Below are 18,022 nucleotides of genomic sequence, written 5' to 3'. Positions count from 1 at the left end.
TTTCACTATACTAAAGATAGTTTAGAGAGGTGAAAGTTGATGAGAAGTGTCCGTTACGCTACAGCTAGTAGTTTTTATCATAAAAAAATCACGTTAGTCACTGCACTCTTCTTCTTCCTGTTCTCTTTCTTATTGACTGGGCTGTTTAACTTAATTGATTTTGAAAAAGAGTTTTTACGAACGATGCCAGACTTTGTCGATATTGAAAAACAAACTAGTTACCATTACCAACTGATTCAATACTATTGGCACCTCTATCTAGGTAGTGTCATTTTCTTTGGTGTTACTTTTCTTCTGTTGATGTATGTGACATTACGCATAAAAAAGGAAGAAATACATACATGGTATCACATGCACTTTTCAAATATGTATGTCACCAAACAGCTCTTACTAGAATTGTGTTTACCGGCTCTATTAGGAATTTTCAGTTTTTTACTTTTCACTTTAATGTTTCAAGAAACGTATAATACTGTTCTTTGGGCTGCTCGTGATGCTATTTTACAGTGGTCTCATTTGGAAACTCCAGCATTTTTAGCTAAAAGTACCGACCAGGATGTCACGATTACAAATATCCAGCATTTAGGGATTCAAACGATCCAAGCGTTTTCTTTTGATTTTAAAAGTATGCAGTCACTTTATACAATCCGTAATTGCTTTGTTAACTGCTTAATCTTGCTTGGCATTCCTCTTGTTTGCGGGACTCCTTTCACGTTGATTTATTTACGCACACATAAGAAATAAGGGAGGGATTTTCTATGAATGTCACACCATCATTCAAAAAAACAACCGAAAAAAAATCCTCATTCGACGCGTTAGCTTTGCGAGAAGTTTATGGAATCATTTATTCTGCTCCAGAACAAGAACTCGCATTGGCCGATTTTTTCCAAACAAATCAACTAACCATTACTAGGCTTTCTTCTAGTGAAACCTTTCTGCCCTACTTGCCATTAGAAGAAAATTTATTTATCGCTAGTACAATCAAAGAACGGGATCGAAAAGTAGTTCTAGCCGAAGCTTTCCAGGTGTTCCAATTAGAACCTGCCTTACTTGGTCGTTCCTTTACTTCTTTTACGACTTTTGAAAAAATTAAAATGCGCATAATACAACTTTTGCTTTCAAAAACAAGTACGTTAGTGATTGATGACATCTTTTCTTCATTAACGATTGGACAACGTCAAGAAATTTTACCTCAATTAAAAATAGCAGTTCAAAAAAGAAACAAGCGCTTGCTATTTCTGACAAAAGAGCCACAAATTATTGATAGTCCCTATGTGCGCCCCCTGTCTCTACATGCGTTATTAAACTAAAAAAAACGTCTGGCACTGATTGTGACCAGACGTTTTCTTTAGTTTTCAGTGATTTCAACATCAGGAAATGAAATAATAAATGTGGTGCCTTTACCAGGTTCACTCTCAACATTGATTTTTCCTTTATGCAAGCGGACCAATTGTTGAACGATTGGTAAGCCTAATCCTGATTCTCCATATTTCGTATTTTTACGGGATGGATCTACTTTGTAATAACGATCCCAGATATTCAGAATTTGCTCTTCCGTCATGCCGATTCCTGTATCAGAAATACGGACAATAGTTTCTAAATAGCCTTTTTCTAAAGCAATATGAATTTCGCCATTTTCAGTAAATTGGATAGCATTTTGAACAATATTGACAACTACTTGAACGAAACGATCATAATCGGCATACACATCAATTGGTTCGGTGGTGTCTAAATACAATTGATTACCGGCGGCTTCAGCTTTGGCCGTTAGTTGAGTCACAATATTTTCTAAAGCTTCTGTTCCGTTGAACTTCTTCACGACAATTTGAATCTGGTTGGTCCGAATTTTTTCATAATCAAGATTTTCATTGACTAAGCGAATCAAGCGAGCGGTCTCATTTTGCATCAGTTTAATCGCATTCTCTTTTTGATTTTCAGGAATAGCATTATACTGCAATCCCTCTAACAAGCCATTAATAGTTGTTAAAGGCGTCCGCATTTCATGAGAGGCATCCGCCATAAATTGACGACGGCGCTCTTCTTGCCGATTGATTTCTTCTTGTGATTCTTTTAAAGACGCGGCCATTTTATTAAAATCTTCTGCTAGGTCATCAAATTCATCTTTGTCATGAACCGGTAATTGAATATCAAAATTTCCACTAGTAATTTCTTTGGTAGCTTTACGCATTCGATTAATTCGTTTCACTTGGAAAGTCGCAAATAGATAACTTAGTAACAAGGCAATCACACCAGAAAAAATAAAGCCTTTAATCAAGTTTTGTGTCACGGACTGAACACTTCGGTCAACGTTTTTGGCAGGTTGTGTAATAACGAGTGAACCAATAATCACTTTTTTATCAGAAGACTGATTTGATGCATACACCGGTAACATTACATAGGACGAAGTATTTCGGGCCCCGTAAATATCAATGTTTTCTGTTGCATAAACACGATTGCCTTTCATGATTTGATCCCAATTTTTATCGATTAAGGAAAAGTCTAATTTTTTCGTGCTATCAACTGGTGGGTACTGCACTTCGCGGTCCTTGTTAATAAACACAAATTGCACATCTTGCTTCTGGAGTACGCGCTCAGTCAACTGAAATGAATAGGATAAAACATCTCGATCTGAAACACCTGCAACATTAATAAAAAAGTCACGTGTTTCTAAAGCCGATTCTGCATAACCATACAGCTGTTCATAGTTATTTTCTTGCATTGTGCGCTTGGTCAATTGTGTGAAAGACGTTCCGACAATGAGAATTATCAGAGCAATCACACCTATAAAAGCAAGTAATTGTTGATACAAATACTTCATTAAGCAACACCTGAATCGTCGAATTTATACCCTACGCCCCAAACCGTTTGGATGACTTGAGGACCCACTTTTTCAATTTTTTGTCGTAATTTTTTGATATGGGCATCAACTGTCCGTTCATCGCCAAAGTATTGATAGTCCCAAACCAATTCTAGTAGTTGTTCGCGTGAAAAGACTTGGCGTGGTTTTTTTGCTAAAGTGTATAGCAAATCAAATTCTTTAGGTGTTAAGCCTTCAATTAATTGATTATCTAAATATGTTTCTCGTGTTTTCGTATTCATTTTAAAATGATCCGTAATCACGTCAAATGTTTCATCTGTATTCTCAGACGTATCATGCGCAGCCTCTGCCACCTCGGCACGACGATGTAGAGCTTTCATCCGTGCAATCAAAGTTAATGGACTAAATGGTTTTGTCACATAATCATCCGCACCCATTTCAAGGCCAATTACTTGGTCACTTTCAGAATCACGAGCGGTCAACATAATAATGGGAACATTGGCTGAAACTTTGCGAATTTCACGACAAACAGCCATCCCATCCATACTAGGTAAGTTTAAGTCTAACGTAATCATGTCCCATTTTTCTGGCGAAGCAAGAAAAGTCGCCAATCCTTCTTTGCCATCATCTTTAAAGGTAGCTTCCCACCCTTCATTTAAGAAAAACATTTGCATCATTTCTGAGACGGATTCATTGTCTTCAATCATTAATATATTCATTTCATTCACTCCTTATTCACTTTTCATAAAACTGCTCTATTGTAGTATACTCTAAAATTGAATTTGTACCAACCGATTCTATATTTCTTCAAAAATCCTTTACAGAACCATCAAAAATCACTTTTTTTCCTGCTCTTTTAAAGAAAACGAAGGAAACCCATTGTCTTTTCAGAAAAGTTTGTTAAAATAACAAGCGTAGAGAGGATGTTAGGGTATGGATAAAATGAAAGCTATTACTTTTTTTGATTTAGATGGAACTTTGTTAGATGGAACATCGCAAATTACTCCTGAGATTACCGCAGCAGTGGCGGCCTTGAAAGACAATCAAATTTTACCTTTAATTGCGACAGGACGGACCTTGTGTGAGATTCAGCCAATTATGAAAGCCAGTGGCATTGATTCTGCGATTGTAATGAACGGGCAATTTATTCATTATGAAGGAAAAACGATTTATTCAGATGAATTTACAACAGAGGAATGTGTTTCACTGCATGAACATGTCAAACAGCGTGGTCATGAATTGGCTTTTTACAATGAGCGCCGTATTTTTTGTACAGGGCATACTGGCACAGTGAAACAAGCCTATGATTATATTCACTCAGCTGTTCCAGAAATTGATCCCACAGGTTATGAGAATGATGCCGTCAACATGATGTTGGTCTTAAGTCAACATGGCGATGATGATGAATATTACTATGAGCGGTTTCCTGAATTGACCTTTTATCGCAATGGTCCTTTTTCAATAGATATTGTTCGTAAAGGGGTCTCTAAAGGCTCTGGTGTCAAAAATCTTTTTAACACCTTGGGATTAAACGGCATTCCCACTTATGCCTTTGGTGATGGCATCAATGATTTGGCGCTGTTTGAGGCCTGTGATTATGGAATTGCCATGGGTAATGCGCGAGAAGAACTAAAAGAAAAAGCCACCTTTATTTCAACTAAAAATACTGAGAACGGCATTGTTAATGGCTTGAAAAAATTTGATTTACTATAAGAGAAAACTACCTTCTTCTATTGATGTACTTTAGAAGAAGGTAGTTCTTTTGTATGTTCATTTTTCTTTTTCTGCTGTGCACAGAGAGCTACTCCTACTACTTGAATCAGCAAAATCGCTCCCAACAAACAACTTAATACGATGTTTCCTGATAGGATTGTTCTTCTGATTAAAATAATTAATACGACACTGCTAATTCCGTAGAGTAACCATTGGTTGTCCATTTTTATTGACCCCTTTGTTTTTCTATGTTTAGAATAGGATGTTTCCTACTAAAATGCAAGGAAAGATCCTAGATTCTTACAACTAACCCATAATTTTTACTAATTCCTTATTTTTTTCATTTATTCTTAAGATTCGTTTCATTTTTGTAAAAAATCACACTTTTTTTCTATCTCTGTTTTAAATTGCGTACAGTTCTTAAAAAAAATGATACACTAAAAGTGAACTCGAAATGAAAGGAGCCATTCCTTTGGTTAATAGCGAAAAAAGAAAACAATTAATTATTGATACATGCATTTTAGCTGGAAAAATTATGCTGGAAAGCGGATCTGAAGTATATAGAACCGAAGATACAATTACTCGGATTGCAGCAAATGCTGGCGAGCCAGAGAGCGTTTGTTACACGACGGCTACAGGGATTTTCGTGGGCTTTCGTTCCAGTAATTATACGCAATTAGAAAACATTCCCCAGCGCTCGATTAATTTGGAAAAAGTTAGCCTTGTCAATCAATTATCAAGAGAATTTGCGCAAAAAGAGATTACTTTGCCAGAGCTTTATCAGCGCTTAACTCTATTAGAAACAGATACCCCCACTTTTTCAATTTCGTTACGCTTGTTAGCAGCCGGGATTGTTAGTTGTACGTTGATGTACATTTTTGGTGGCACTTGGCAAGATTTTATTGCAACTTTTTTTGTTGGCGTGATTGGGTATACCAGTTATCTTTTTACCCAAAAGTTATTCCAAGTTCCTTACCTCGATTCATTCGCAGCCGCTTTTGTCATTGGTTTGTTGGCCTATTTGGCTGTGCATTTTCACTTAGCGGTCAACATCGATAATATTATTATTGGTGCGGTGATGCCATTAGTTCCAGGTGTGGCGATTACGAACTCTTTTCGCGACATTTTAGCCGGCCACCTCATCAGCGGGACGGCGCGAGGGACAGAAGCTATTTTTATTGCTGGGTCTGTTGGCCTGGGAATTGCCTTGATTTTTAAATTATTTATGTAAGGAGTGTTCAAATGGAACTAATTTTTCATCTTCTCTTTAGTTTTTTAGCGACTGTGACGTTTGGTATTATTACGAACATTCCTCGTAAAGCACTGGTGGCTTGTGGTATTACTGGCATGACAGGCTGGATGATTTATTATGTCTTAACGCAAACTTTTGATGCTAGTCAAACCTTTGCAAACTTTTTAGGAACGGTCGGGTTAGGGATCGCTAGTATCTTTTTTTCTCGTTACAAAAAAATGCCGATGATTATTTTTTATATTCCTAGTTTGGTTCCTTTAGTGCCAGGAGGCCCTGCCTATCAAGCGGTTCGGAGCATTTTGTTAGGAAACATTGATGACGGGTTGCAGTTGATTTTAAAAGTTGTCTTTACTGCTGCAGCCATCGCAGCGGGCTTTATGGTGACATCATTACTGGAACGAATTGTCAAACGTTTTTTCCCCAAGCGTCTCTTCCGATTGGTCAAAAAATAAAAAAACAAGCTCATTTTCTGAGCTTGTTTTTTTACTCTACTTCTTCAAAGAACAGCAACAAATCTTGTAGCGTTAATTGTGCTTTTTCAGCAGCGTTTAAATCTTGAACAATTTTACCTTTTTGTAAAACAATTAAACGATTGCCATATCGTAAAGCATCTTCCATTCGATGGGTAATCATCAAACAAGTTAAGTTCCCTTCTTCAATCCGTTGTTCCGTTAAGTGCATCAACTGCTTGGATGTTTTGGGATCTAAGGCAGCAGTATGTTCATCTAAAAGTAATAATTCTGGTTTTGTGATAGTGGCCATTAATAAACTTAAGGCTTGGCGTTGACCGCCAGAAAGGTTACCTGTCGGTGTATCCAAATGATTTTCCAAGCCATTGCCAACTTCTTGACAGATTTTTGTAAACAAGGCGCGTTGCTCATTTATCTTCCGTAATGTTAAGGGACGTTTTTGTCCGCGTTTCATGGCAAGCAATAAATTTTCTGCCACAGTCATTCTTGGTGCTGTCCCCATTTTAGGATCTTGAAAAACACGCGCTAGAGATTTGGCCCGTTTGACTTCAGAAAGATTGGTGCGATTGACTCCTTCAATTAAAAATTGTCCTTCTGTTAGTGTCAAAGTTCCTGCTAAACTATTGAATAGCGTACTCTTGCCTGCGCCATTTCCACCTAAAACAGTAATGAAGTCCCCAGGATAAATGGCTAAGTTCACATGATCCAAAATCACTTTTTTTTCATTCATCCCATTATCAATGATTTTTGTCGCATTTTTTAATTCAACAACTGGTTTCATTTCGTTCCCTCCTTATCAGAAAAGCCGTGTAGTCGTAATGCTTTTTTCAATTGTGGGATCATTAAACAGATTGCTAAAATCACTGCTGAGAAGATTTTCAAATACGTTGTATCAAAGCCTAATTTAATCACTAATAAAATCAATAGTTGATAAATAATACTGCCTACAACAATCGCCATCAACCGTTCACCAAACGTTAATTCTCCAAACAGTACTTCACCAATAATGAGTGAAGCCAAGCCAATCACAATGACGCCGGTTCCTTTACTTACATCCGCATATCCATCATTTTGAGCAATCAAAGCGCCAGATAAGCCAATCAAGCCATTCGATAAAACCAATCCTAAAATTTTCATGCGATCCGTTTGAATGCCAATCGAGCGAGCCATTTCTTCATTGTCACCTGTCGCAATATAGGCTTGTCCTAAACTAGTGTTAAAGAAAAATAACAGTAAAATCATTACCACAGCCAAAACACTAATCCCTAAAAAAATAGTATCATAATAATCTGGTAAGGCCATTTTTTGAAAAACATCTTGAATCTTCGGTTGGTTTAGTAAAGACTTATTTGGCGATTTCATCACAAATAAAATCACGGAATTTAAACCAGACATCACTAAAATTCCTGCTAAAATAATTGGAATTTTTCCTTTTGTAAACAGTAAACCAGTCACTAAACCGGCAAGCATTCCTGCTCCGACCCCTAAAAGAGTCGCTACAAATGGTGAAACCCCTGTTGTAATGGCAGTTACACAAACCGCCCCTCCTAACGGAAATGAACCTTCTGTGGTCATATCTGGAAAATTTAAAATACGATAAGTCATAAAGATACCTAGTCCTAACAAGGCCCATAACATTCCTTGTCCAATTGCTGAAACAATCATCGCTTCTCCTACTTTCTTTGATAATTAGTTAATCAATTTCGATTTTTTTGCTAACTCTGCGGGAATCGTAATTCCTAACTTTTGCGCTTGTTTTTCATTGATAATTGTGTCGCCTGTATTAAAGGTATAAATGGGTGTAGTTGCTGGTTGACTTTTTCCAGACAGAACCTCTGCTGCCATTTTTCCGGCTTGTACCCCCAACGCATGTTGATTAATCCCTACAGTTGCTAAACCGCCTTGTTCTACCATCGTATCCACCGAAGGAATAATCGGCGTCTTGGTTCGGTTTGCTTCTCCGACTACCGTTTGCATGGCGTTAGCAATCGTATTATCAGTTGGTATATAAATCACATCTGTTTCCTTAGTCATCACTTGAACCGTTTGTGCAATTTCATTACTTGATGGCACAGCATATGTTTTCACTGTCAATCCTTTGGCTTCAGCTGCTTTCTGCGCTTCAGCTACTTGGTATCGAGAGTTTTCTTCTGAGGAAGCATAGAGAATACCTATTTTTTTGGCAGCTGGTATCAATTCTTTTAGTAAATCCATCTGGGCTGACAAAGGAGATTGATCACTAACACCCGTAATATTACCGCCTGGCTTTTGATTGTCTTTCACCAATCCTGCACTAACAGGGTCCGTAATGGCGCCTAAAATGATCGGGATTTCTTGGGTAGTGTTGGCTAACGCTTGCGCAGCTGGCGTGGCGATGCCAATTAAAACGTCTGCCTTTTTTTGTACTAATTGTTGACTCATGATTGCTAACTTACTCTGGTCGGCTTGACCATTTTGAAAAATAATTTCTAAGTTTTTGCCTTTGTCATAGCCATTTTCCTTTAACCCTTCCTCAACACCTTTATAAATTTCATCCAATGCGGGGTGACTGACAAACTGCAAAACCCCTACAGTAACTATGTCTTTCTTTGAATTCGTCACTTTTTGATTCACAAAAAAAGCACCAATTAAATAAATAGCTAATAAAGACACGACAAACGTTAAACGTTTATTTTTCATTTTGCATTCTCCTAACTGCCCTTTTGTTTGGCAACTTTTTCTTTTTAATAATAAAACCATTATCTATAGGGCGTTTCTTCCGTTGAAAGTGAAACTGAGATTCATAATCCTCTGCTTAGTCAAAATCCTAGGAACACTTTTTTACAAATGTCAGGATTTAGCTGCGACGAGGATCGCAATTTTGGTGAGAATCGCAGGAGCACTTTTCTACGATTGTGACAACGTTCTCTTCGCTCACCTTGTACTACTCATCACTCTTGAAGGCCAAACTGCGGCGAGTATACGCAGCCTGCATCTACTCTGTCACTTTGTGCCAATCGTAGTGATTGTACGAATGGGACAACGTTCTCTTCGTTCACCTTGTGCTACTCATCATCTACTCTGTCACTTCGTGCCAATCGTAGTGATTCGTAGCAAAAAAACAACGACTTATCCTAAGTGTTTAGGAGTGGTCGTTGTTTTTATGCAAAACAAAAACCACATAGATGGGTCCTCTATGTGGTCGTTTTTTCTTCTTGAATATAACCAGCATAGATACACTTTTTAGAATAAGTCTTCTAAAGTTGTATCTATGAAAGAATCATACATACAACTATCTACGCCAGTTTTGCCATGATTGGTGCATTTCTTTTACGTTAGATAATTGTGTCATGTATTTTCCCTCCTAGTTATGTTGTTAAAGGTAGTCTACACTATATTGATTTTGTTCGTCAAGAAAAAGTTTTTATTTTCTTGCATTTCTTTTACTTCTAAAAAACGAGCCACTCTTATGAGAGGCTCGTTTTTCTTTATTTCAGCATATTTACCACTTAATTGTTTCGGTTTCTTTCAATTCTAACGGGAACTTTAACTGCTTGTTTTTGCGATTGAATCAGCCATAAACTTACTAAAATCGTCATTGAAATTACTAATGCCATCGAAAATCCCCTCTTTCTAATTCCTTAAAACTTTCTACAATCTAAGTTTAACATAGCTAGCTATTATTCACCAGTTTCTGGTACTGTAGCAGTGCTTTCTGTCGTCGTTTCAGTAGATTGAGCAACGCCAGTCGTGCTGGTCGTCGTCTGTGTTTCAGCGATCTTTGCTGCTTCTTTTTCAGCTTCTTGGGCTGCCTTTTGTTGGTCTTTCAAAACGCCAGCCATCGGTAATCGATTTAATTCTGGTATTAATTGCGTTTTTAAATCCATAGATTTTTCGACAACCGTCCGTGTCTTTTCTTTGCCGTTTTCAAAGAAAATAAGCGTAATCTCATCGCCGCTAACATTGTATTGCTCTTGTGCTTTGCCAGCATTATAAATTAACGGATAGATATACAGCGAACGATGAAATTCATTCATTTTATCTGAATTAAACAGCTGCACCATTTGATCGTATTGCTTGCCAGATGGTTTAGCAAACATGACTGACATGGCTCCTGTTTCTTGGATTTTCTTGTCTGCTGTTTTGTAATCTAAGACACTGACTTTCTCTGATTTGATGGGTCCTGCGACTAACGATTCAACTTGAGCAGCTCGAATATTTTTTTGCATCGTTGGAATAAAAATGATTGAGCCAATTATTAATACTAATGCTACAATAGCGGTAATCATTAACAGTTTTCTTTGTCTTAATTCATAAAGTGCCTCTTTTAGTTCTTCCATAAAATTATTCAACTTCTAATCGCTCCTCGCTTTTAGTTCTTATCTATTATACTAATCATTTTCTTTCTTGCCTACCCTTGCGCTTTAATTACTAAAAAAACCAGCAAACTTCCCCAGCTTTCTAAGGAAAACCCAACTCCTTTTTAACAAGCTTCTTTCTTAAATTCAAAAAATCCGCTATAATAAAGCTATTAGTCGGAAAGAAACGAGGGATTTATTATGTCATTTGATGGCGTATTTACTCATAGCATGGTTCATGAGTTGACAGAAACACTCGTAAGTGGCCGGATTTCAAAAATCCATCAGCCTTATGAAAACGAAGTCGTTTTAGTCATTCGTGCGAAAGGTAAAAACCATAAATTATTATTATCAGCACATCCTAGTTATGCGCGCATACAACTATCTACAATTACCTATAGCAATCCGGAAACACCTCCTAATTTTGTGATGATGTTACGAAAATTTCTGGACGGTGCCATTTTAGAAACGATTCAACAAATAGAAAATGATCGCGTGATTCACTTCACCTTTTCAAAAAGAGATGAACTAGGTGACTTACAAAATATTGTTTTGATTGTTGAATTAATGGGACGTCACAGTACAATCGTTTTAGTTAACCAATCTTCTGGAAAAATCTTAGATGCGATAAAACACATTGGAATGAGCCAAAATAGTTATCGTTCGTTGCTTCCTGGAGCAACTTATATTGAACCGCCAAAACCAATGGGACTTAATCCTCTCACGGCCTCAAAAGAAGAAGTCTTTGCGCTTCTTTCTACAGCTCCTGAATTAAACGGACGCTATTTACAACAACATTTCCAAGGTCTAGGCAAAGATACAGCAGACGAATTAAGTGCCCGTTTACTTGCACAACCAAATGAAAAAATGGCCATCTGGACGGAATTTTGGTCCTCAGTCACTGAAGCTGTTGTACCGACATTAACAGTCACTGAAAAAAAAGAATATTTTACGCCCATTCCTTATCAATCATTAGTTGGTGAACAAACAACGTATGCGACACTCAGTGAATTACTAGATGCCTTTTATTCTGGTAAAGCAGAGAAAGACCGTGTCAAACAACAAGGCGGCGAACTAATTCGCAAAATTGAAAATGAACTAAAAAGAAATCAAAAGAAACTTAAAAAATTACAACAAACCTTAGCCGATACAGAAAACGCTGAAAATTACCGTCGCGACGGAGAACTATTAACAACCTTCATGGCACAAGTCCCAAAAGGAGCCACCGAGGTGGAATTACCAAATTATTATGAAGAAAATGCACCATTGCGTATCTCGCTAAATCCTGCACTTTCACCTAATCAAAATGCACAAAAATATTTTCAAAAATACCAAAAATTGAAAAATGCTGTCCGAGTTGTTAAGACACAAATTCAGCAAACACAACAAGAAATTTCTTATTTAGAGTCAGTTGTGGCACAACTTGAAATTGCGACACCAATGGACATTGAAGTGATTCGTGAAGAACTGATTGAGCAAGGCTATTTAAAACGTAAAAAAAATAAAAAACAAAAACAGCCGAAAAAAAGCCAACCCGATCTTTTTTATGCCACAGATAGCACACCTATTCTCGTTGGAAAAAACAATTTGCAAAATGATCAATTGACTTTACGAACCGCTAAAAAAACTGATTATTGGCTCCATGCCAAAGATATTCCTGGATCTCATGTAATTATTCGTGACGCACATCCTAGCGAAGAAACCCTTACTGAAGCCGCACTTCTAGCAGCTTATTTTTCAAAATATCGACTTTCTTCACAAGTGCCTGTTGACTATGTCCAAGTAAAACATGTGCATAAACCCAATGGAGCAAAACCAGGTTATGTGATTTATGAAAACCAACGAACGTTATATGTGACGCCAACAGAAGAATCAATCAAAAAAATCCAGCAAAATAAGGCTTCTGCTTCCTAATTATATTAAACTAAAAAACAACGTACTGCCGATTGATCGTACGTTGTTTTTTTGCATTGGCAAAGATATTTATCAAGTGATAAATAACACAAGTAAGCTCAATTAGTTTACAAACTAGCTATTTCTCTCTATACTGACTGTTGGAGGTGAAATTCATGGTCTTTTTACACATTATTTTTGGGATGTTTGCCTTTATTGGCGCTTTAGGTTTAGGTGTCGCCTTCCGCGATAGCTTTACAGAACTTTCAACACCAAAGAAAGCAGCGATTATTTTATCTTACGTAGGTGCGATTGGTTCAACAGTCCTAGGGTTCACATCAGCAACAAAAAATCCATTTGTTTTAGCTGCAACAGTTGTCTTAGTTGTCGCCTTTTCTATTGCTCTTTTCAAAAAAAGCAGTAAAGAAACAAGCAAATAACAAAACCTTTGAAGAGCGGCATAGCGACAAGCTACCCTCTTCCTTTTACATACTATTTAAAGGAGTGAGGCAAATGTCTCTGACTATTTCTGAAGAAGTAAAACAACGTTTAGCCCCTTTCTTAACTGAAACGAACACCTTCTTGTTGGTAGCAAATGACGGCTCTAATCCTTATTCTTCCGCAGAAGGTTGTTGTATGATTGGCGATCGTTTCATTATCGTTCCTGTTGATCAAGCAGAAGCGCCTTATACCGAAACAATTGCTAATGATTCTTTTCACGTCTATACTTCGACGTATGACCAAATGTTTTTAACAGGGCATTTACAGCTAGTGATTCATCCGAATGCGGGAACCATTACTTTAAAAAATGAAAGTGGCATATTAGATAGTAATGTGGACATTTATCAACACTAAAAAAGCAAACAAAACGTTTACGCGTTTTGTTTGCTTTTTTAGTGTTGAAAGGCTTGAAAGGTAGTAATGATTACGTACATCATCCCCGATGCAATAATCGGACCAGCTGCAATTCCTTTTAAAAAAACGACGCCAAGAATCGTTCCAAAAACTAAGGCCACCGTAATCTCTGGCGATTGATTAATTAAACCTACTCCTTTTGAGGATAAAACAGCCACCAGAATTCCACAAAGTATCCCCAGCCACCCCATCGGTGTTTTGAATGATTGAATTAAATCCTTTAAGCCAATTTGTCCTGTAGCAATCGGGACTAAAATGGTAATTGAAATAATTGTGACGCCTAAATTAATGCCTTTATCTGACAACCACGACATGATTTTCGCACTATTTGGTAAAGCTTTTAAAGCAAGCACAACAACTGACGCAATTAATAAACTTTGATTTTTTGCAACAAACGCAATCAAGGCAATCAGTAGTAAAAAAAGCCAACTTTCCACTGGTTGTCCTCCTTTCTGATTTGTTTCTTTCGTTAACCAAACTTTCTTGTCTTTCCTATTTTAGCAAAGAACCTCTTTAATTACCATTCAGCTTCAGTAATTATTGTCTTTTTCACCTAAATCTTGCTTAGAAAAAACGAGTTAAAAATTAATTTTTTCTCATAACAAGCCTTTTTCTCTTTGAAAAATTATTTTATGAAGTATACTAATATTAACTATAAAGTAGTTTACTTGCATTTATACTGGATATTCGATATCCTATTTAAGGCTCTTCAATTGAGCGAGCATCACAAAAGACATTTTAGTAGCAATTCTTGGGGAAGTAGTGCTACTAAGATGTCTTTCCTTTTTTTATTTTTACTAACAATATACGTTTCTTATATTAAAATTCACAATTCTTTATAAATAAAAGCGCCTGCCCCACAGTTGTCTGGACTGTGGGGCAGGCGCTTTTCCAGTCATTTAAATACGCTTTAGTTTTCTTTCAATCGATAAACACTTGGACTTGGGTTAAGGAAACCTGCTTCTAAAATTTCGATGTTAGTTAATGCTTGCTCTTTAGTTACTAGTTGCGGTGCACCATTTTTCAACGTTTCATAGATGGCATCATAATAACGACCGTAATCACCTACAGGCGTTTTAATTTGTTTTTTAATCCAGTCGCCATTGCCATTACGGTAAGTCACTTCTCCATAATACATTGGTGAATCTTCTCCAAAGCCTGGTGCATCTGGCATGATTCCGGCTTTTAAATCATTTTCTTGTTGATCTTCGCCATATTTGATGAACGAGCCATTGCTGCCATGAACAATAAAACGTGGATACGGACTAGCGACAGAATGATTCGTTTTAACTTTTACTTTTAATTTTGAACCATAATGTAAATCAACGTCAAAATAATTATCGACTGCCTCACTCACTTCATTATTACGAATATCATAAGTGACTTGATCTGGACGCCCGAAAAGAGCAATCATGCGATCCATTAAATGAATGCCTAGTCCGTAAAACGAACCATTTTCTTTAGGTCCTTGTTCCGTGATACTTCCTGGTCGATAATAATCAATATGTGTTTCCACTTCATTGATTTCTCCTAAAAAGCCTTGCTCTACTACTTGCTTCATCGCTAGGTAATCGCCGTCGAAACGTCGATTTTGATAAGGCATCACTACTACCCCTTTTTCTTGCCCTAAAGCAAATAATTCCTCTGCGTGTTCTAAAGTATCACAAAATGGTTTTTCCACAATCACTGATTTACCAGCTAAAATGGCTTGTTTGGCTAAATCATAATGTGTATGCGCCGGCGTGCAGATTGTGATCAATTCAATTTCTGGATCCGTCAATAATTCATTAAGGTCAGTGGTAAAATTTACACCTTTTTCTTTAAAGGGCGCTGCTGCTTTTTCATTAACATGTAAATCGAAAATTGTTTTCACTTCTAGTGTTTCTCGAATCATTACGTAAGGTAAATGGTAACGATTGGCACTTTTACCAAATCCAATAAACCCCATTTTTACTGTCATATTTTCCACACTCTTTTCTTATAATTAGATAAGTCCATTTGTTTCAATGACTTTTTGATACCAATAATAACTGTCTTTCGGGATTCTTTCTAAGGAACCTTTTTGTGTTTCATCTTGATCCACATAGACAAAACCATAACGCTTTTGATAGCCGTTAAGCCACGACAGTAAATCGGTGTAACTCCATGTACAATAACCAATAACTGAAACGCCATCCGTAATCGCCTCTTGAATCGCTTGGATATGGCTTCGTAAATAATCAATGCGATACGTATCATGAATTTGTTTATCTTCTGTTAAGGTATCATATTCGCCTAACCCATTTTCAGTAATTAAAATAGGCACTTGATAGCGACTAGCTAATCGTCGTAAGGCAATTCTCAAACCTTGCGGGTCAATGGCCCAATCCCAGTTCGTTCGTTCAACATATGGATTATTTACTTTTTTAAATAAACCCGGTACCCCAGATTCCGTTTCAGAACCCTTTTCACCCGTTGTATTCATCTTCCCTATTCCAACACCATCTAATGGATTAGCAGCAACCGTATCCGTCCGATAATAATTAATACCTAGAAAATCAGGTTTGGCTGAACGTAGTAACGCTAAATCGCCCTCTTTTATCGTTGGGGCCACACCTTGCTCCTGTAAGTAATTTAATGCGGCAATTGGGTATTCTCCCCAAAGATAGACATCTAACCAAAAATGCGACAACAAATCTTCTGCATTTTCTGCCGCCAAAACATTGGCAGGATGCGCATCAACGGCATAAACAGGCGTATAAGCAAAGCTAGGGCCAATTTTGCCAGGCATTTCTAATTCATGAAACGCATTAATCACTGCTGCATTGGCTAAATTAGCAATATGATTGGCCTCATACATCCGTTTATTATCTGTTACGCCGGGAGGATGCACGGCTAATTGATAACCTAACGAAGTAAACACATTTTGTTCATTTAAACTAATCCAATAGCGAACTTTGCCACGGAAAGCGTCAAATAAAATCTTCGCATAGGCCACAAAATCAGCAATAATTTTTCTTGATTCCCAGCCACCATATTCTTTTTGCAAAACAGCTGGCAAATCCCAATGATACAAAGTTACCATTGGTTCAATTCCTGCCGCTAATAACTCATCAATTAAATCTGAATAAAATTTCAGTCCCGCTTGATTTACTTGACCACGCCCTTCAGGTAAAATTCGTGTCCATGCAATCGAGAAACGATATGCTTTTAAACCTTGTTGTTTCATTAAAGCCACATCTTCTTTGAAACGATGATAATGATCGACGGCTAAATCGCCAGTTGTCTCTTTGAACGTTTTTCCTGGTAGCCGAACAAATTCATCCCAAATAGATGCGCCTTTGCCGTCTTCATTCCAAGCACCTTCTACTTGATAAGCTGCCGAAGCAGAGCCCCATAAAAAATCTTGCGGAAATGCTTTTAGTTGGTGATGTACCATTGTCATACCTCCCTCTTTTCTGTGCTGCCCTTTTATTGTAAAAGGTTTTCACAAAAAGTACCAATCAGATCAATAAGTTCTTCTGTTTACTTTTAAAACTATATAGTTTTAAAAAGAATAAGTCAACTACTTTTATTTAAGTACTTGATTATTAAGTGGTTACGTTAAAAATAAATATATAGTTTTAACACGTTAAATTCATGGTATAATGAGAGAAATACTGGTGATAAAGGAGGACTCTGATGCGGACAAATACACGTTATAAAGAAATTTATGCAGCTATAAAACAGGATATTGAAGCAGGTGTTTATCCCATTAATCAAAAGTTACCCCAAGGTCGTCTTCTTGCAGAAAAATATCAGGTCAGCGAACTAACCATTACAAAAGCCTTACATTTGCTTGTGCAAGAAGGTTATGTTGTCAGACGACGTGGCTCGGGCAGCTTTGTTCAAGACTTTCAAAATCGAACCATTACTAAATTTTCTCCGTTAACCGGCACTTACTCAACCTACGATGGAAAAGTTGAATTCGTGGTTTTAGGCTTTGCAACAGAAGTACCTGAGCCTTGGGTGACTGAAAAATTAAGTATTACAGAAGAAGAGTTAGTCTACAAAATTATTCGTTTACGGATTATCGAAGATGTGCCCTCAATTATTGAATACACTTGGATGCCCGTTGCTTTAATTCCGAACTTGACAATGAAAGAATTGAAAGTCTCCATTTATCAATATATTTCGGAACAATTGCATCAAAAAATTCAAAGTGCGCGGGTCAGCATTTCTGGGATCCGTCCTTCTGCGTTGGAAAAAAAATATTTAAACTTAACCGATAATGATTTCCTGATGCGTGCAGAACAAATTGCTTACCTAGGCAATGGACATATTTTTGAATACTCAATTGCGAATCATATTCCTAGTGAATTCACTTTTGAAACTGTCTTAATTGCAGAAAAATAGAAAACTTTTATGTTGCCATTTCTCATTTCTAACAAAACGATCTCTTTACTTTGAGCCAATACTTTTTGTTAGAAATGTTTTTCTGCTAGTTAAAAATATTTTTCAAATTATATTTCCAAACATGAATTTTGATAAAAGTATTGCTATTTACTAGAACTACGATTAAAATATTGCTTGTAGCACTCTTTTTAATATAGATACAAGCAATTTGTTTTTTACATAGTCAATCAACCAAAGTGAGGACTTTATATGA

Annotated in this window: 20 protein-coding genes; 10 read left to right on the top strand and 10 right to left on the bottom strand. The window is 37.0% G+C overall.

The window, feature by feature from the left end:
• Nucleotides 1-39 precede the first annotated feature (39 nt).
• Together IGJ41_RS05615 and IGJ41_RS05610 are read left to right on the top strand one after the other, a co-directional pair.
• Entirely contained in the window at nucleotides 40-741 is a 702-nt protein-coding gene (locus IGJ41_RS05615; protein ID WP_010827337.1) for a hypothetical protein, read from the top strand.
• A gap of 14 nt (nucleotides 742-755) precedes the next feature.
• Nucleotides 756-1,307 (top strand): hypothetical protein, encoded by a 552-nt coding sequence (locus tag IGJ41_RS05610; protein ID WP_010827336.1) that lies wholly within the window; start codon nucleotides 756-758, stop codon nucleotides 1,305-1,307.
• Between the two features lie 38 nt (nucleotides 1,308-1,345).
• Here the strand turns inward: IGJ41_RS05610 and IGJ41_RS05605 are convergent, their stop codons facing one another.
• Nucleotides 1,346-2,815: a sensor histidine kinase gene (locus tag IGJ41_RS05605; RefSeq protein WP_002366540.1), complete on the bottom strand. Its 1,470-nt coding sequence runs from the start codon at nucleotides 2,813-2,815 to the stop codon at nucleotides 1,346-1,348.
• The gene (locus IGJ41_RS05600; protein WP_002381953.1) at nucleotides 2,815-3,534 is read right to left on the bottom strand and encodes a response regulator transcription factor; all 720 of its coding nucleotides are present in this window, start codon (nucleotides 3,532-3,534) and stop codon (nucleotides 2,815-2,817) included. Before IGJ41_RS05600 ends, IGJ41_RS05605 begins: the two co-directional genes overlap by 1 nt.
• Before the next feature lie 214 nt (nucleotides 3,535-3,748).
• Here IGJ41_RS05600 and IGJ41_RS05595 point away from each other — a divergent pair, with 214 nt between their 5' ends.
• Complete coding sequence (locus tag IGJ41_RS05595) at nucleotides 3,749-4,528, top strand: Cof-type HAD-IIB family hydrolase (protein WP_002363786.1); 780 nt, start codon at nucleotides 3,749-3,751, stop codon at nucleotides 4,526-4,528.
• A 17-nt stretch (nucleotides 4,529-4,545) separates the two neighbouring features.
• Here IGJ41_RS05595 and IGJ41_RS05590 read toward each other — a convergent pair whose 3' ends face one another.
• A complete protein-coding gene (locus tag IGJ41_RS05590; RefSeq protein WP_002357875.1) occupies nucleotides 4,546-4,752 on the bottom strand; it encodes a hypothetical protein in 207 nt (68 codons plus the stop codon).
• Between the two features lie 230 nt (nucleotides 4,753-4,982).
• Between IGJ41_RS05590 and IGJ41_RS05585 the strand changes: the two genes are divergently transcribed.
• Entirely contained in the window at nucleotides 4,983-5,759 is a 777-nt protein-coding gene (locus IGJ41_RS05585; RefSeq protein ID WP_002382216.1) for a threonine/serine exporter family protein, read from the top strand.
• Between the two features lie 11 nt (nucleotides 5,760-5,770).
• The gene (locus IGJ41_RS05580; protein WP_002357877.1) at nucleotides 5,771-6,232 is read left to right on the top strand and encodes a threonine/serine exporter family protein; all 462 of its coding nucleotides are present in this window, start codon (nucleotides 5,771-5,773) and stop codon (nucleotides 6,230-6,232) included.
• A gap of 31 nt (nucleotides 6,233-6,263) precedes the next feature.
• Here IGJ41_RS05580 and IGJ41_RS05575 read toward each other — a convergent pair whose 3' ends face one another.
• The 3 genes from IGJ41_RS05575 to trpX are packed head-to-tail and all read right to left on the bottom strand — an operon-like array spanning nucleotide 6,264 to nucleotide 8,929.
• Nucleotides 6,264-7,031 (bottom strand): ABC transporter ATP-binding protein, encoded by a 768-nt coding sequence (locus IGJ41_RS05575; protein ID WP_002357878.1) that lies wholly within the window; start codon nucleotides 7,029-7,031, stop codon nucleotides 6,264-6,266.
• Nucleotides 7,028-7,915 (bottom strand): ABC transporter permease, encoded by an 888-nt coding sequence (locus IGJ41_RS05570; protein ID WP_002408120.1) that lies wholly within the window; start codon nucleotides 7,913-7,915, stop codon nucleotides 7,028-7,030. The genes IGJ41_RS05575 and IGJ41_RS05570 overlap by 4 nt, the downstream gene beginning before the upstream one ends.
• A 24-nt stretch (nucleotides 7,916-7,939) precedes the next feature.
• The gene (trpX, locus tag IGJ41_RS05565; protein WP_010712341.1) at nucleotides 7,940-8,929 is read right to left on the bottom strand and encodes a tryptophan ABC transporter substrate-binding protein; all 990 of its coding nucleotides are present in this window, start codon (nucleotides 8,927-8,929) and stop codon (nucleotides 7,940-7,942) included.
• Nucleotide 8,930: 1 nt separating this feature from the next.
• On the opposite strand from trpX, the gene IGJ41_RS05560 reads away from it, so the two are divergent.
• Complete coding sequence (locus IGJ41_RS05560) at nucleotides 8,931-9,476, top strand: hypothetical protein (RefSeq protein WP_252671958.1); 546 nt, start codon at nucleotides 8,931-8,933, stop codon at nucleotides 9,474-9,476.
• 433 nt (nucleotides 9,477-9,909) lie between these two features.
• Here IGJ41_RS05560 and IGJ41_RS05555 read toward each other — a convergent pair whose 3' ends face one another.
• Nucleotides 9,910-10,569: a hypothetical protein gene (locus IGJ41_RS05555; protein WP_173963623.1), complete on the bottom strand. Its 660-nt coding sequence runs from the start codon at nucleotides 10,567-10,569 to the stop codon at nucleotides 9,910-9,912.
• A 219-nt stretch (nucleotides 10,570-10,788) separates the two neighbouring features.
• On the opposite strand from IGJ41_RS05555, the gene efbA reads away from it, so the two are divergent.
• From efbA to IGJ41_RS05540, 3 genes are all read left to right on the top strand, one after another.
• Nucleotides 10,789-12,501, top strand: coding sequence for a fibronectin-binding protein EfbA (gene efbA / locus IGJ41_RS05550; RefSeq protein WP_173963566.1), 1,713 nt, complete (start codon nucleotides 10,789-10,791; stop codon nucleotides 12,499-12,501).
• 155 nt (nucleotides 12,502-12,656) lie between these two features.
• A complete protein-coding gene (locus IGJ41_RS05545) occupies nucleotides 12,657-12,920 on the top strand; it encodes a hypothetical protein (RefSeq protein WP_002381957.1) in 264 nt (87 codons plus the stop codon).
• 73 nt (nucleotides 12,921-12,993) lie between these two features.
• Nucleotides 12,994-13,335, top strand: coding sequence for an iron-sulfur cluster biosynthesis family protein (locus IGJ41_RS05540; protein ID WP_002391631.1), 342 nt, complete (start codon nucleotides 12,994-12,996; stop codon nucleotides 13,333-13,335).
• A 38-nt stretch (nucleotides 13,336-13,373) separates the two neighbouring features.
• Here the strand turns inward: IGJ41_RS05540 and IGJ41_RS05535 are convergent, their stop codons facing one another.
• From IGJ41_RS05535 to IGJ41_RS05525, 3 genes are all read right to left on the bottom strand, one after another.
• Nucleotides 13,374-13,832 (bottom strand): DUF441 domain-containing protein, encoded by a 459-nt coding sequence (locus tag IGJ41_RS05535; protein WP_002357887.1) that lies wholly within the window; start codon nucleotides 13,830-13,832, stop codon nucleotides 13,374-13,376.
• Nucleotides 13,833-14,305: 473 nt separating this feature from the next.
• Nucleotides 14,306-15,355 carry an oxidoreductase gene (locus IGJ41_RS05530; RefSeq protein WP_172759115.1) on the bottom strand — a complete coding sequence of 350 codons (1,050 nt, stop codon included), beginning with the start codon at nucleotides 15,353-15,355 and terminating at the stop codon, nucleotides 14,306-14,308.
• 24 nt (nucleotides 15,356-15,379) lie between these two features.
• Nucleotides 15,380-16,813 carry a family 1 glycosylhydrolase gene (locus IGJ41_RS05525; RefSeq protein ID WP_173961703.1) on the bottom strand — a complete coding sequence of 478 codons (1,434 nt, stop codon included), beginning with the start codon at nucleotides 16,811-16,813 and terminating at the stop codon, nucleotides 15,380-15,382.
• Nucleotides 16,814-17,055: 242 nt separating this feature from the next.
• Here IGJ41_RS05525 and IGJ41_RS05520 point away from each other — a divergent pair, with 242 nt between their 5' ends.
• The gene (locus IGJ41_RS05520; protein WP_438714043.1) at nucleotides 17,056-17,769 is read left to right on the top strand and encodes a GntR family transcriptional regulator; all 714 of its coding nucleotides are present in this window, start codon (nucleotides 17,056-17,058) and stop codon (nucleotides 17,767-17,769) included.
• Nucleotides 17,770-18,022 lie beyond the last annotated feature (253 nt).

The organism is Enterococcus sp. DIV1537a, from assembly GCF_051712085.1.
GTDB lineage: Bacteria > Bacillota > Bacilli > Lactobacillales > Enterococcaceae > Enterococcus > Enterococcus faecalis.
This window is presented reverse-complemented; position numbering and strand designations above follow the sequence as displayed.

Bases quoted from the DNA above. Each gene is read 5' to 3' on its own strand.
- IGJ41_RS05615 (WP_010827337.1), top strand. From the start codon at position 40: ATGAGAAGTGTCCGTTACGCTACAGCTAGTAGTTTTTATCATAAAAAA.
- IGJ41_RS05610 (WP_010827336.1), top strand. From the start codon at position 756: ATGAATGTCACACCATCATTCAAAAAAACAACCGAAAAAAAATCCTCA.
- IGJ41_RS05605 (WP_002366540.1), bottom strand. From the start codon at position 2,815: ATGAAGTATTTGTATCAACAATTACTTGCTTTTATAGGTGTGATTGCT.
- IGJ41_RS05600 (WP_002381953.1), bottom strand. From the start codon at position 3,534: ATGAATATATTAATGATTGAAGACAATGAATCCGTCTCAGAAATGATG.
- IGJ41_RS05595 (WP_002363786.1), top strand. From the start codon at position 3,749: ATGGATAAAATGAAAGCTATTACTTTTTTTGATTTAGATGGAACTTTG.
- IGJ41_RS05590 (WP_002357875.1), bottom strand. From the start codon at position 4,752: ATGGACAACCAATGGTTACTCTACGGAATTAGCAGTGTCGTATTAATT.
- IGJ41_RS05585 (WP_002382216.1), top strand. From the start codon at position 4,983: ATGAAAGGAGCCATTCCTTTGGTTAATAGCGAAAAAAGAAAACAATTA.
- IGJ41_RS05580 (WP_002357877.1), top strand. From the start codon at position 5,771: ATGGAACTAATTTTTCATCTTCTCTTTAGTTTTTTAGCGACTGTGACG.
- IGJ41_RS05575 (WP_002357878.1), bottom strand. From the start codon at position 7,031: ATGAAACCAGTTGTTGAATTAAAAAATGCGACAAAAATCATTGATAAT.
- IGJ41_RS05570 (WP_002408120.1), bottom strand. From the start codon at position 7,915: ATGATTGTTTCAGCAATTGGACAAGGAATGTTATGGGCCTTGTTAGGA.
- trpX (WP_010712341.1), bottom strand. From the start codon at position 8,929: ATGAAAAATAAACGTTTAACGTTTGTCGTGTCTTTATTAGCTATTTAT.
- IGJ41_RS05555 (WP_173963623.1), bottom strand. From the start codon at position 10,569: ATGGAAGAACTAAAAGAGGCACTTTATGAATTAAGACAAAGAAAACTG.
- efbA (WP_173963566.1), top strand. From the start codon at position 10,789: ATGTCATTTGATGGCGTATTTACTCATAGCATGGTTCATGAGTTGACA.
- IGJ41_RS05545 (WP_002381957.1), top strand. From the start codon at position 12,657: ATGGTCTTTTTACACATTATTTTTGGGATGTTTGCCTTTATTGGCGCT.
- IGJ41_RS05540 (WP_002391631.1), top strand. From the start codon at position 12,994: ATGTCTCTGACTATTTCTGAAGAAGTAAAACAACGTTTAGCCCCTTTC.
- IGJ41_RS05530 (WP_172759115.1), bottom strand. From the start codon at position 15,355: ATGACAGTAAAAATGGGGTTTATTGGATTTGGTAAAAGTGCCAATCGT.
- IGJ41_RS05525 (WP_173961703.1), bottom strand. From the start codon at position 16,813: ATGGTACATCACCAACTAAAAGCATTTCCGCAAGATTTTTTATGGGGC.
- IGJ41_RS05520 (WP_438714043.1), top strand. From the start codon at position 17,056: ATGCGGACAAATACACGTTATAAAGAAATTTATGCAGCTATAAAACAG.